This is a genomic window from Streptomyces sp. DT224, from assembly GCF_049844595.1.
GTDB lineage: Bacteria > Actinomycetota > Actinomycetes > Streptomycetales > Streptomycetaceae > Streptomyces.
The window spans coordinates 524,799-536,876 of the sequence record NZ_JBNCLI010000001.1 but is presented as its reverse complement, the minus strand read 5'-3'; the positions used below and the strand labels follow the sequence as shown (position 1 = coordinate 536,876).

The 12,078-nt window shown below is 66.8% G+C and carries 13 protein-coding genes; 6 read left to right on the top strand and 7 right to left on the bottom strand.

Going from position 1 to position 12,078, the window contains the following annotated elements; translation table 11 throughout:
* The first annotated feature begins 172 nt into the window (after nucleotides 1–172).
* Both ACLQ2N_RS02595 and ACLQ2N_RS02590 read left to right on the top strand, forming a co-directional pair.
* Nucleotides 173–541, top strand: a complete 369-nt coding sequence (locus tag ACLQ2N_RS02595) for a BlaI/MecI/CopY family transcriptional regulator (protein ID WP_148020927.1) — start codon at nucleotides 173–175, stop codon at nucleotides 539–541.
* Nucleotides 538–1,467 carry a M56 family metallopeptidase gene (locus ACLQ2N_RS02590; protein ID WP_148020926.1) on the top strand — a complete coding sequence of 310 codons (930 nt, stop codon included), beginning with the start codon at nucleotides 538–540 and terminating at the stop codon, nucleotides 1,465–1,467. The genes ACLQ2N_RS02595 and ACLQ2N_RS02590 overlap by 4 nt, the downstream gene beginning before the upstream one ends.
* Nucleotides 1,468–1,507: 40 nt before the next feature.
* On the opposite strand, the gene ACLQ2N_RS02585 is transcribed toward ACLQ2N_RS02590, so the two are convergent.
* Nucleotides 1,508–2,545 (bottom strand): NlpC/P60 family protein, encoded by a 1,038-nt coding sequence (locus tag ACLQ2N_RS02585; protein ID WP_148020925.1) that lies wholly within the window; start codon nucleotides 2,543–2,545, stop codon nucleotides 1,508–1,510.
* A 1,033-nt stretch (nucleotides 2,546–3,578) separates the two neighbouring features.
* Between ACLQ2N_RS02585 and ACLQ2N_RS02580 the strand changes: the two genes are divergently transcribed.
* On the top strand, nucleotides 3,579–4,304 hold the full coding sequence (locus tag ACLQ2N_RS02580; protein ID WP_326657759.1) for a DUF1775 domain-containing protein: 726 nt from the start codon (nucleotides 3,579–3,581) through the stop codon (nucleotides 4,302–4,304).
* A 55-nt stretch (nucleotides 4,305–4,359) separates the two neighbouring features.
* Here ACLQ2N_RS02580 and ACLQ2N_RS02575 read toward each other — a convergent pair whose 3' ends face one another.
* The 3 genes from ACLQ2N_RS02575 to ACLQ2N_RS02565 form a co-directional block, all read right to left on the bottom strand.
* Entirely contained in the window at nucleotides 4,360–5,631 is a 1,272-nt protein-coding gene (locus ACLQ2N_RS02575; RefSeq protein ID WP_148020923.1) for an MFS transporter, read from the bottom strand.
* Nucleotides 5,628–6,734: a PLP-dependent cysteine synthase family protein gene (locus tag ACLQ2N_RS02570; protein ID WP_315986324.1), complete on the bottom strand. Its 1,107-nt coding sequence runs from the start codon at nucleotides 6,732–6,734 to the stop codon at nucleotides 5,628–5,630. Before ACLQ2N_RS02570 ends, ACLQ2N_RS02575 begins: the two co-directional genes overlap by 4 nt.
* Nucleotides 6,735–6,887: 153 nt before the next feature.
* Complete coding sequence (locus ACLQ2N_RS02565) at nucleotides 6,888–7,340, bottom strand: hypothetical protein (RefSeq protein WP_326657760.1); 453 nt, start codon at nucleotides 7,338–7,340, stop codon at nucleotides 6,888–6,890.
* Between the two features lie 265 nt (nucleotides 7,341–7,605).
* On the opposite strand from ACLQ2N_RS02565, the gene ACLQ2N_RS02560 reads away from it, so the two are divergent.
* From ACLQ2N_RS02560 to ACLQ2N_RS02550, 3 genes are read left to right on the top strand one after another with little or no spacing between them, the layout of a single operon-like run.
* A complete protein-coding gene (locus tag ACLQ2N_RS02560; protein ID WP_148020920.1) occupies nucleotides 7,606–7,941 on the top strand; it encodes an ArsR/SmtB family transcription factor in 336 nt (111 codons plus the stop codon).
* Nucleotides 7,941–8,681 (top strand): cation transporter, encoded by a 741-nt coding sequence (locus tag ACLQ2N_RS02555; protein WP_148020919.1) that lies wholly within the window; start codon nucleotides 7,941–7,943, stop codon nucleotides 8,679–8,681. The genes ACLQ2N_RS02560 and ACLQ2N_RS02555 overlap by 1 nt, the downstream gene beginning before the upstream one ends.
* Complete coding sequence (locus tag ACLQ2N_RS02550) at nucleotides 8,678–9,295, top strand: methyltransferase family protein (protein ID WP_148020918.1); 618 nt, start codon at nucleotides 8,678–8,680, stop codon at nucleotides 9,293–9,295. Before ACLQ2N_RS02555 ends, ACLQ2N_RS02550 begins: the two co-directional genes overlap by 4 nt.
* 74 nt (nucleotides 9,296–9,369) lie before the next feature.
* Here the strand turns inward: ACLQ2N_RS02550 and ACLQ2N_RS02545 are convergent, their stop codons facing one another.
* The 3 genes from ACLQ2N_RS02545 to ACLQ2N_RS02535 form a co-directional block, all read right to left on the bottom strand.
* Nucleotides 9,370–10,026, bottom strand: coding sequence for a DUF305 domain-containing protein (locus ACLQ2N_RS02545; RefSeq protein WP_148020917.1), 657 nt, complete (start codon nucleotides 10,024–10,026; stop codon nucleotides 9,370–9,372).
* Complete coding sequence (locus ACLQ2N_RS02540) at nucleotides 10,023–10,670, bottom strand: DUF3105 domain-containing protein (protein WP_148020916.1); 648 nt, start codon at nucleotides 10,668–10,670, stop codon at nucleotides 10,023–10,025. Before ACLQ2N_RS02540 ends, ACLQ2N_RS02545 begins: the two co-directional genes overlap by 4 nt.
* Nucleotides 10,671–11,304: 634 nt before the next feature.
* Nucleotides 11,305–12,057, bottom strand: a complete 753-nt coding sequence (locus ACLQ2N_RS02535) for a cytochrome c biogenesis CcdA family protein (protein ID WP_148020915.1) — start codon at nucleotides 12,055–12,057, stop codon at nucleotides 11,305–11,307.
* Between the last annotated feature and the right edge of the window lie 21 nt (nucleotides 12,058–12,078).

Here is a 12,078-nt window from a genome sequence, read left to right as displayed (position 1 = left end):
CCTCCGTGCTGGTGGATGTCGTCGCGGGTGCGGTCCCCTGCCCGAGTCTGGACACTGCAGGCTCAGGATGACTGGTGTTGGGGGTGGGGACTGGCCGTGGCACGCAGGAAGGTTAGGACAGCGTCCTAGTATTGCGGGACGGTGAGACTGTGGCAGCAGGAAAGGCTTGGGTATGCGGCGGCTGGGAGATCTCGAAGCCGAGATCATGGACTGCCTCTGGACATGGGGCAGACCCGCCACGGTCCGAGAGGTGGTTGATTCGATCAACGCGCGACGCCCCGCCGCTTACACCACCGTGATGACGGTCACCACAATCCTCTACAACAAGGGTTGGCTCACGCGCGAGAAGCAGGGGCGCGCTTGGCTCTACACGCCGGTGCGTAGCAGGGAGGCGTACTCGGCTGCGCTGATGGAAGATGCTCTGGGTGCCAGTGAGGACCGGTCGGTGGCCTTGGCTCACTTCGTCCGCGGCATGTCCGATGACGAGGTATCCGCTCTGCGCGATGCCCTTCGCGCCGCCGGACACGACCTCACCCCGTGAACGCAGCGCCTGCCCTGTTGGGTTACGCCGCAGCGGTCGGGACGCTTGCTCCGCGCATCATGGCGCGCAGCAGCTGGCCGCACAGGGCTCCGGCTCTGGCCGTGACCGTCTGGCTGACGCTCGCCTGCTCGTTCTCGCTTTGCCTTGCGCTGGGTGCCCTCCATCTGGCAAGTCCCCATACGCACCTTCACGGCATCATCTACACATGCCGAGTCGCGCTGGGCATTGATGCGCCGAGCTCAACCAGGGCCAACTACGCGGGCTACGTAGGGGCGGGAGCTGTGGGTGCCGCTCTGGTGGTCACCTTCACCATCTGCGTACGGCGCGCTCGGGCTATCCGCAAGCGGCACAGAAGAGTGCTGGACCTGGTAGGTCGCCGGTCGGCGGTATTGGGAGCCACTGTGCTGGAGCACGCCGCACCGACGGCTTACTGCCTTCCCGGATACCGACCCAGGATCGTCGTCAGCAGGGGCGCTGTCGAGCTCCTCTCCAGCAAGCAACTCGGCGCGGTTCTTGAGCATGAGCGGGCGCACATCGCCGGCCGGCACCACTTGCTCCTAGCGGCTTCCCAAGCCTTCGCCGCCGTCTTTCGCGGGCTCCCGCTCGCCTCTGTGATGCGGGAGCAAATTCCGCTCCTGCTGGAGATGATTGCCGACGACCGGGCGCTTCGCAGGACAGGACGTAACGTGCTGGCTACCGCCATGTACGAGATGGCCACCGCCAGCGTCCCGGACGGTGCGCTAGGGGTCGGAGGTCATGGCGTCGCGGTCAGACTCCAGCGCATTCTCATTCCAGTCCCGAGCGCAAACCTGGCCATGCTTTGCTGCATCGCGACGGCCGCGATGGTGGTGCCGCTACTTCCCGTGCTCGTCGCTTGCCCTCCGAGCCTCGCCCTGAGCACCACCTTCGCGCTTCTGCCTCTGTAGCCCGGCTGCGTCAATCCTGCTGTCCGCGCCGACCCGATCGTCAGATGCGTACGCCCCACATGAACGGCATGCCGCTCCGCGCGATGGACTCGTAGCGCACCTGGGCGCCCGGTTTGGGAGAGTGCAGAATTTGTCCGTTGCCGGCATAGAAGCCGACGTGGCTCAGGTCGGTCCGCATGATGATCAGATCGCCAGGCTTCAACGCACTCAATGAGTTGATCCTTGTACCGACCCCGGCCTGAGCCTGCGAAGTCCGCGGGATAGAGACGCCCGCCTGCTGGAAGGCCCATGAAGTCAAACCGCTGCAGTCGAAGGAAGAGGGGCCCGTGGCGCCCCACACGTACGGCAGGCCGACTCGGCTCTGGGCGGCGCTGAACGCCGAAGCGGCGCGCTGCGAGCCACTGGCCTCGTTGCCCAACTCCGTGCGCTCGCTCGACCGGTTCGCTCGCTCTTCGTCCTCGGCGATCTTTGCACGCTCTTTGGCTGTCAAGCTGTTGAGCAGCTGCCGCGCCTTCGCCAACTTGCCCTGGATTTCCTTCTTCTTTACACCCAGCTCCGTACGGGTACTGCCCAGATCCTTGACCTTTGCCATGGCTTGCGTGCGTTGCTGCTGCAACTCGCGCTGTTGCTTCGCGTAGCGTTGCCATGCGGAGAGTTGATGCGCGCCGAGACGGTCCAGCGCTGCCGCCCCTTCGAGGAACTCATCAGGGTCCGACGACAGCAGCAGTTGCACGGACGGGTCGAGCCCGCCACTGCGGTACTGAGCGGAAGCAATTGCACCCAGTTGATTCCGGAGTGTGTTGAGGCCACTCTGTTTGCGGGCTGCGGCGCTTTGCAGGTCTTTGACCTGCTTGTCCAGCTGCTCGGCCCTTTCTTTAGCCCCGTTGTACTTCTCTGTTGCCTGCGTGGCCTCTTCATACAGGCGGTCAATTTGCGCCTGTACGCCCTTCTTGGACGGGTCGGGCAGCGGATCGGCTGATGCAGTCTGCGCCGAGAAGGCAACGGCGGCAGCCGCAGTCGCGGTGAGCGCGGTCGTATACGCGTGACTGGCCTGCTTGGGACGACGGTGGGACGCCACGGAGTCTGACTCCTACTTCCTGGGTCGCGGGCCGCGGGACGTTCTGTTGCCCTGCGGTCCGTTTCGGGAGACACGGTGCGGCAGCGCCTTCGCCGTCACCCCGAGCGGGCGACCGGTCAACGAAGGGCACTCGGAGACTAAGTTACTTAGTTACTTAGTTTCAACTGCAGCGAGTGCCGTACTGCGCAGACAGGGAAGCCGGGCCGCCACCGACCGAAGGACGGCGACGCGGCCACACCGGTCGGTCGAATGAGCGCACTCGAGTGCGGCACTTCTCAGGGGGCGGAGACCGCAAGCGAGGTTTCCGGGGATGATGGGCGCGGCATGGACAGGCTCAGAGAAACGACGAACCAGAAGAAGACTTCGAGCATGTGGCGAGGGGGTCGGTGGATCCGGGCTGCTGTGTTCACGGCGATCAGCAGCGTCCTCGCGGTCGTGGGACATCACCTGGTCGCCGAGAGTGCTGTCCCCTGGTTGAAACTGCTCGCCGCAGCGGCTGCCGTGTTCGCCGTATCCGCAATGTCGGCAGGTACGCCTCGCTCGTGGTGGCTGGTGGCTGCGGCAACCGGTTGCGCCCAGGCGTTGCTGCACGCGGCATTGGCCAGTTCAGCCCCTGTCATGGGCAGGCAGCACGAAATGCACGCCATGTCAGGCTCCGGATACTCGGCTCATCACAGTCCGTTCGTGATGACGTCGGTGCATTGGCTGGCTGCTGTAGCGGTGGCGGTGCTGATGTATCGCGCGGATCAGGCTCTGAGCAAGCTTCCACAGACTGCCAGCAGATGGACACGGACCGCGATCGCTGCCCTTGCTGCCGCACTGGGGCCTTTGGGGCCGCAGCCACTGCGCACAGCGGCTGCCCTGCCCGCGCAATGCCCCTTGCCGGCCAGACCGGGGAAGTCTGCATTGCAGGTGGTCCTGTGTCACGCCGTGGTCCGCAGGGGCCCGCCATGGGTGCGGCTGTAGACGCTGCCAATCCATAGCGGGCTGCTCACCGACGGCCGGCCCCACCTGCACGAGAAGAGTTTCATTCATGGCGAACACATCACGTACCTGCCGCAGCCTTTGCCGGATAGGGATTGCGGCGACAGTCACCGCTGCTGTCCTTGCGGCGGGGGCGGGTACTGCCGCTGCCCACGCCGAAGTCAGCGCTTCTGACGCCCGCGCTCTGGCGGAGAACGTCACGCTTACGTTTACCTCGGAGGCGGAGTCGGACGCTGCGGGAATCAAGGAGCTGCGGGTCGTGCTGCCCGCAGGCATCGCTCCGGACGCTGTGTCGCTGAAGGAGGCCCCCAAGGGCTGGGCGCTCAGCACCACAGACGACGGGTACACCGTGGGCGGCACAGCACTGACTGCGGGGACGGACGCCGAGCACAGCATCACGGTTCGGCAGCTGCCCGACGCGAAGTCGCTGGCGTTCAAGACCATTGAGACGTACAGCGACGGCAAGGTCTCCCGTTGGATCGAGGTGCCCAGCAACGGTCAGAAGGTGGAGAACCCCGCCCCGGTCCTGGAACTGAAGGCGGCGGCCCCGGGAGCCAAAGCGATTGCGCCAAGTCCTTCGCCGACGCCGAGTGCCAGCACGCCGTCACCGGCAGCGTCCACTCCGGCGACCGAGTCATCGCCTTCCGCACAGCCTGAAAGCAAGAAGAGTTCTGGCAGTAATACCGGCCTGTTGGTTGGGCTGATCGCGGCCGCGCTGGTCGCGGTCGCCGGGGCAACTGTGTGGTGGACGCGCCGCAACCGCAGCCGGGCGTAGGCACCCAGCGTGCTGGTGCGCAGAAGCAACTGGGCTGCGCACCAGCACGCTCATGTCAGACCTGCACTGGGACTGGGGTGGTGGTGAGGTTGCCGCTGCGTGCGAGTGCTGCGACAGCGGCTGCGCAGCACGCGCCGACCAAGGCCAGGACGACCCAGGGCAGGGCGGCGAGGCCGGCATCGCGGGCGGCGTCCAAGACCGCGCCAGTGGCGAGGTTCCCCAACGTGATGCCGATACCGCAGACGGTGTTGTAGAGGCCGTAGTGGGTGGCGACCCAGCGTCCGCCGGACAGGGCCACGATGGTATCCATCTCGAACGGGTACAGCACCGCGGTCGCTGCGGCGAGCAGGGCCGCGCAGGCGAGCAGCGGCAGCATGATGACCGCGGTGCGCCATCCGGCTGAGGTGAGGTGCTGGCCGGAGGTGAGCATCGGGGGCAGGAACGCGATCGCCATCAGTGCGAGCCCGGCCACCAGGCAGTGCTGGGGCGTCAGAGATTTTTTGCACCAGGCGGTAATGCGCATCTGTCCACCGAGCGCAACCAACCCAGAAATGACGAACAGTGCACTGGTGGCTGCAGTCCCTGTTGTGCCGTCACCGACCAGGCGCTTGGTCTCCAGGGGCAGGGCCAGATAGATCTGGAAGGACAGGACGTAGGAACCGGTCATGGCTGCGGAGAACAGCCAGAACGGCCGGTTGCGCATGACTACGGCCGCCTGCTCGCGCAGGGTTGTCCCCTCGCCTGCGGTTGCGCCGGTCCGGGCCGGCAGTCGGCGCATCTGCAACAGAGTCAGGGCCGCGAACAGGACGGCAGCCACCAGGCAGGTGACAGGGAACGCCACTGCGGTCAGCGCCAGCCCGATCAGCGGCCCGAGCAGAATCCCGGCCTGGTAGAAGACGTTGAACAGGGCGAACGCCTCGACACGTCGTTCGCCGGATTCGGCCGCCAGGTAGGCGCGGACGGCCGGGTTGAACAGTGCGCCTGCCAGCCCGGTAGCGGCGGAGGCGGCCAAGAGTGCGGGAAGGGTGTCGGCGAAGGCGAGGGCGGTGAAGCCGACGGTGCGAAGTGCGCATCCGGCGATGATCAGCGGCCGGTAGCCAAGCCGGTCGGCCAAGGCCCCGCCGATGAGAAACATGCCCTGTTGGGAGAGGTTACGCATACCCATGATGAGGCCGACGGCCCAGGCTGCCAGAGCCAGGGTGCCAGAGAGGTGGGCCGCCAGGTAGGGCATGAGCATGTAGAAGCCGAGGTTGATGCTGAGCTGGTTGATCAGCAGCAGCTGCACGGTGGGGTCGAAGGAGCGGGCCTGACGCCACGTCGTCTTCACTGGTGGGCTCCGGCGTTGATCGAGGTCGGGGGTTTCGTGGGGTCGGTGACGGTGGTGCAGCGTGTCCACCGGGTTACCTCACGCAATCCGGCGGCGTCGATGGTGTCGGGCCCGGTGGTCGGTGGGGTGTTGAGGAGATCGTGGGCGCGGCAGTAGTCGTCGTTGAAGACGGTGTCGAAGTAGCGGTGCGGCCCGTCGGGGAACACGGCGGCAATGCGGGTGCCTGCCGGCTGGGTGCGGGCCACCCAGCCGGCGACCAGGGCGACCGCTCCCACACTCCAGCCGCCGGTAGCGAACTGGCGTGCGGCCAGGCACCTGGCCGACCAGACGGCTTCGCCCGGGGCGACCCAGTGGACTTCACTGAAGGCCGTGTAGTCGACGTTGCGGGGATAGATCGAGGAGCCCAACCCCCGCATCAGGCGGGTCCGTGCGGGCTGGCCGAAGATGGTCGATCCGATGGTGTCGACCCCGACCAGCCGCAGCTGGGGCATCCGTCGACGCAGACCCCGGGCGATGCCGGCCGAGTGCCCTCCGGTGCCGACTGCACAGACGAGGATGTCGATGTGTTCCAACTGGTCGGCGAGTTCGGTGGCCAGCCCCGCGTAGGCGGCCACGTTGTCGGGGTTGTTGTACTGGTCGGGCGACCAAGCCCCCGGCAAGGCAGCAAGGAGTTCGGCCACCTTCTGACGGCGCGCCTCCTGCCAGCCGCCTTCGGGGTGAGGCTGGTCGACGATGTAGAGGGTGGCACCGTGGGCGGTGAGCATCCGCTCCATGATCGGCTCCATGCCGGGGTCGGTCACCAGATGCACCGGATGGCCGTGCAGGACACCGGCCAACGCCAGGCCGAGCCCCAGGGTGCCGGAGGTGGATTCCACAATCGGGGATCCGGGGCGGAGGTCTCCGCGTTCGCGGGCCCGGGCGACCATATGCAGGGCTGCGCGATCCTTGATACCGCCGGGGTTGAATCCTTCGAGCTTGGCCCAGAAGCCTCCGGGTGAGGTGGCGAACGGCTCGTCCACCCACAGCACGGGAGTGCCGCCGACAGCCTCCAGGACGCTGGGTGGGGAAGCCTTCAGGTTTTCGGGCAGGGAAAGTCCAGTCATGTGAGGGTGTCTTTCGTGCGTTGGGGCACGATGGCGGCGCATAGCCGTCTACAACTCGACGTGCGGCCTCGGCCCCACGAGGGGAGAGGGGGCTGAATCAGGCAGTAGGCCGGACAGCGGCAGAAACTGCCGCTCGTACACGGCCTGACCTCGTCACCTTCGGGACACGCACAACCGGTTCAACACATCACGCCCCGCCGTGACAGGAAACTCGCGTTCCTGGATACCGCTGCACCAGACCGGGGCTGCGGCTGCCCACTTCCCGGCGGCGGTCCCCGGTAGCTCCTGGAGGAAGCGACGATCCTCCGCCTGGGTCGCGACATGCTGCTCGGCCACGGGAGAGCAGTGGTCACGATCACCGCCCTGGCAACCGACGGAGGAAGCCGGGGTGAGAGCCGGGAGGATCTCTGGTGCGTGCGGCTCGTACGGTGCAGCCGACGCGACGGGGAGCGCCTGCTCGTCTACCTTGACCCCGACCAGGCGATGGTGGCCCCCGCTGTCACAGACACCGAGAAGCAGCACGGCCAGCGCAGCCACCACCAAGGCGACCACGATGCTGCCGCGGTCCTCGCGCACCCACCACATTCGATCTCGCACAGTGATCATGACGCTACCCTGTGTGCAGCCCTGGGAAGTCACGCGTCCCCCCGTACGAGTGAGGGTGATCCAGCCACTTTCACACATGGGCGCGTGACTGTCGGTTCCCGGCGGCCAGCCCGTCGCGGGGTCCACCGGCAGCGACGAAGTGACCCTCACCGCCTGTCCTGGTTGCGCCGAGACTCCTCGCCCTACCCGGACCGAGATGCTCGCCGCCTACCCATGTGTCAGTACATCGTTCCCTGAATTCAGGGGAACGTGTATCGTTCACGCGGTGTTGACGCTTGCCTCCGACATCGACGTCCTTGCCCGCTTCGGCCGCGCGCTGGCCGATCCGATCCGCTGCCGGCTCCTCCTCGCCCTGAGAGAGACTCCGGCTCATCCGTCAGATCTGGCCGAGGCCCTGGGAATCTCCCGTACGCGCCTCTCCAACCATCTGGCCTGCTTGCGCGACTGCGGTCTAGTGGTCGCCGTGCCGGTGGGCCGGCGTACCCGCTACGAGCTCGCCGACCCGCGTCTTGGGCACGCCCTGGACGATCTGCGCGCGGCCGTCGTGGCCGTCGCAGCAGACCGTACCTGTGCCGAAGCAGACGAGAAGGACTGCTGCTGATGGCCGTCATATCCCTGAGCCCGTCCCCGGATCGCCGTGAAGCTCTCGCCCGCCGCATCCGGTTCCTGCTCGCCGCGACGATTGCCTACAACGTCATCGAGGCCGTGGTGGCGATCACCGCGGGCGCCGTCGCCTCCTCTACCGCGCTGGTCGGGTTCGGGCTGGATTCGGTCATCGAGGTCTCCTCCGCCAGTGCGGTGGCCTGGCAGTTCTCCGCCCGCGATCACGCTGTACGTCAGGCGCGCGAGAAGACCACCCTGCGGATCATCGCCGTGTCCTTCTTCGCTCTTGCCGCATACGTGGGAGTCGACGCGATACGTGTCCTGGGCGGCACCGGTGAGGCCGATCGGTCCATCCCCGGCATTGCGCTCGCGGCACTGTCCCTTGCGGTCATGCCGTTCCTGTCGGCGGCCCAGCGCCGGGCCGGGCGCGAGCTGGGTTCAGCCTCGGCGGTCGCGGACTCCAAGCAGACGCTGCTGTGCACCTACCTGTCTGCCGTGCTCCTAGCTGGGCTCATAGTCAACGCCACGCTCGGCTGGACCTGGGCGGATCCGATCGCCGCCCTGGTCATCGCAGCCGTCGCCCTCAAGGAAGGCCGCGACGCGTGGCAGGGCAAGGGCTGCTGCGCGGCGCCCGCCACGACCCTTTCGATCACAGGTGCGGAAGACGGAGGCGATGCCTGCGGCTGCGCCCCGGAATGCGCCTGCTGCACCACGGAGGGAAGCGAGGGCCGGAGATGAACGGCTGGGCTTTAACGGCACTGACTCTGTACGTGGCGTGGACGATGACCGCCTTCGGGGTACGCGGTGCTATGCAGCAACGCCGTACCGGAGATACCGGCTTCCGCGGCATCTCCGGCAGGCCCGGCTCACCACCCTGGTGGGCAGGGGTGCTCTTCGTTCTCGCGCTGCTCGGTGGGGCCGCAGCTCCTGTCGCCGCCCTGTTCGGCCTGCCCGCACTCTCCGGGGATGAGATGCCTGCGGTGCGGTGGGCGGGACTGGTGATCGCCCTGGCAGGCATCGGGGCCACCCTGATGGCGCAGACCAATATGGGTGCCTCGTGGCGCGTGGGCGTGGACGCCGCAGAACGCACGGACCTGGTCACCACTGGCCTGTTCACTCACGTACGCAACCCCGTCTTCACCGCCATGACCGCCACGGCCGTCGGCCTGGCGCTGATGGTGCCCAACGTGATCGCTGTAATCGCCCTGGGGCTTTTGCTGTTCGCGATTGAGCTGCAGGTCCGCGTCGTCGAGGAGCCCTACCTTTCCGGCGTGCACGGTCAGGCATACGGCCTCTATTCGGCGCGCACGGGTCGCTTCCTTCCGGGAGTCGGCCGGCGCCAGGATGCCTGAGGCTCGAGCCCGTGGTCACAACCCAGGCCCGGTGCGGCGTATCGATGCCGGACCGGGCCTGGCCGTAACTGCCGTCAGTGGTGGGGCGAAGGCGAAGCCGTGGGAGACCGAGAGGCGCTACGTTGGGCGAGCATGTCCCGCATCAGGCTGATCTCGGACTTCTGGGCGCGGACGATGCCCGCGGCGAGGCCCCGAACCGGGCTGCTCTTGACCTGTTGAGCTGCGGCTCTGGCCATGACGACGCCGCCCTGGTGGTGCGGGATCATCAACTGCAGGTAGAGGACTTCGGCCGCCTTGCCTCTGGCCGACCTGAGCCGCTCCAGCTGGGCACGGGTGGCCATTCCCGGCATCCCCGCACCGCCCGGCACAGAGTGGCCCTTCATCCAGCGCATCGGACCATCGCTGGAGACCTTGGAGGCACCCCACATGTCGAGCCAGCCCAGCATCATGCCCCGTTGATTGGCCTGCGTGTTGATGACGTCGAAGGCGAGCCGCCGCAACTCCTCGTTGCGGGTGTTGTCGCGTACGAGGAACGACATCTCGACGGCCTGCTGGTGGTGCACCGCCATGTCGCGAGCGAAACCGGCGTCAGCTGACTCGCCTGCCGGAACCGGCTGGGCTGCCTGCGTCCGGCCCGGGATCGCGACAGCGATCGCCCCGGCAGCACCACAGAGGCCCAGCAGCAGGGCCGACACGACGAACCAGCGCGGTACCGGGCGGCGAGGACTCACGCCGTCAGACCGTTCGTGCACGCGGCACCCGGCTCCGGGGTCTGCTCACCCTGCACGTACTTGTCGAAGAAGGTGGCGATGCGCGGGTCGGAGGCACTGTCCACAGACAGCTGCTTGCCCCAGGCCGTCAAGGTGATCGGACCTGTCTGCTTGGAGTGCGGGCTCATCAGCGTGTACGGGGTTTGGGACACCTTCTGCTTCAGCGTCGCAACATCGGACGCCGGGGTCTTGTCGTTGTAGGTGACCCAGACCGCGCCGTGCTCCAGAGCGTGAACGGCGTTCTCCTGGCGCACTTCCTTGGCGTAAACGTCCCCATTGCAGTTCATCCACGCCTGGGCGTGGTCACCCCCGGCAGCCGGTGTCATGGGATACGTGACGGGCTTGGCCACGTGGTTCTGCGTGAGCTTCTTCCACGTCTTCTCCCCCTTGATGGGTGAGGTGCGGGCTGTCTCCTGCTTCTTCTCCTCGCCCTCGATCGTGAACAGCAGATAGCCCGCCCCTCCGGCCAGAACCACGAAGATCACCGCGCAGATGACGACGGTGATTATCTTGTTGCGGCGTTCACGTGCCCGCTCGACGCGTCGAAGTTCGTCCAGCTTGGCCCGTCGAGCGGTGGCCGCTGATTTTGCTTTGGCAGTGCCCATGGGATGTCCCTTGTGCCGCCGGAGTGGCGGCGGATGCGTAGCGGATGGCGATTGGTCGTCACTTCGTTCACCGGCGTGGTTCAAGGCGCCCGATGTGTTCTGCGGAAAGGGACGATCCGGCCTAAGTCCGCTGCACCTGCAGCACATGAAGATCAACAACGGGCGAGGGGGTGCACGGCGGTGAAACCAGATCGGGGACCGACAGTGACGGTGCCGCGATACTGCTGCCCTTCGCCCAGGGTTCGCCCATGTCCGGGGCAGGCGCCAATGCCTTGCCCATGTGCTGCAGGGCACTCGCGCAGTGCTCTGGACCACCAGGCTGGTGATCTGCGCACCCGTCAGGAAGCAGAGGAGACGGGGCAAGCGCCGCGACGGACGTCACCGCAAACGGGGCCATAGAGTTTGCGCGGGACTCCAGTTGAGCACACGCCACGAGAGCGATCAGAGCGATGGCCAGGCTGACCGCCCAGCTCATCACGTAGCGCAGGCGAAGGCCGACGGCCCGCGGGGCGCTGGTCCACTGTCTCGTCATCGTGCGCAGATCCTAGCGATTTCCATGGGCGGGGCAATGCGTCCTGACGCGCCTCGTGGCATCCAGGTTGGGACGCTCAGGCGACGGGGCCGGCGCACCGGTTCAGATGCCAACGGTGAAGCCCGCCGCCCAGTACTGCATCTGGCCGACCAGGTAACCCCAAACACCGGTGACCATCAGCACGCCGGTGGCAATCATCATGACGCCGCCTGCGCGCATCACCCATGTGTAGTGGGCTTTCACCCAGTCGAAGACTCCGAGCGCCTTCCGAAAAGCCAGCCCTGCAGCGAGGAAGGGCAGGCCCAGCCCCGCGCAGTAAGCGACAGTGAGGACAGCTCCCCGACCCGCACTGGCCTCGCTGAGGGCAAGCGCCTGCACAGCGGCCAGCGTGGGGCCGATGCACGGAGTCCAGCCCAGGCCAAAGAGCACTCCCAGCATCGGAGCACCGGCCCAACCGGCTGCCGGGCGCCGGTGAATGCGCCATTCCCGGTTCATCCCGGGCAACACGCCCATGAAAGACAGACCCATCACGATGGTCAGCGCCCCGAGGATCCGGATCAGTGGGTCCTGGTACGCCAGCAATGTGTTGCCCACGTAGCCGAATGCAGCGCCGCAGGAGACGAACACGGCAGTGAATCCCGCCAGAAACAGCAGCGTTCCGCCCACGATGCGGCCACGGCGTGCCGCTTCCAGGTCCGCGCCGCTGATCCCGGTCACATAGGACAGATATCCGGGCACCAGGGGCAGTACACAGGGCGAGAAGAACGAGATCGCGCCCGCCAGGGCAGCGAGCGGCAGGGCCAGCAGCAACGAGCCGCTCAGCACAGCGGAATCCGTTGCGGAAGCGATCAGCACGAGTCACCCCTCCTTCGGAGA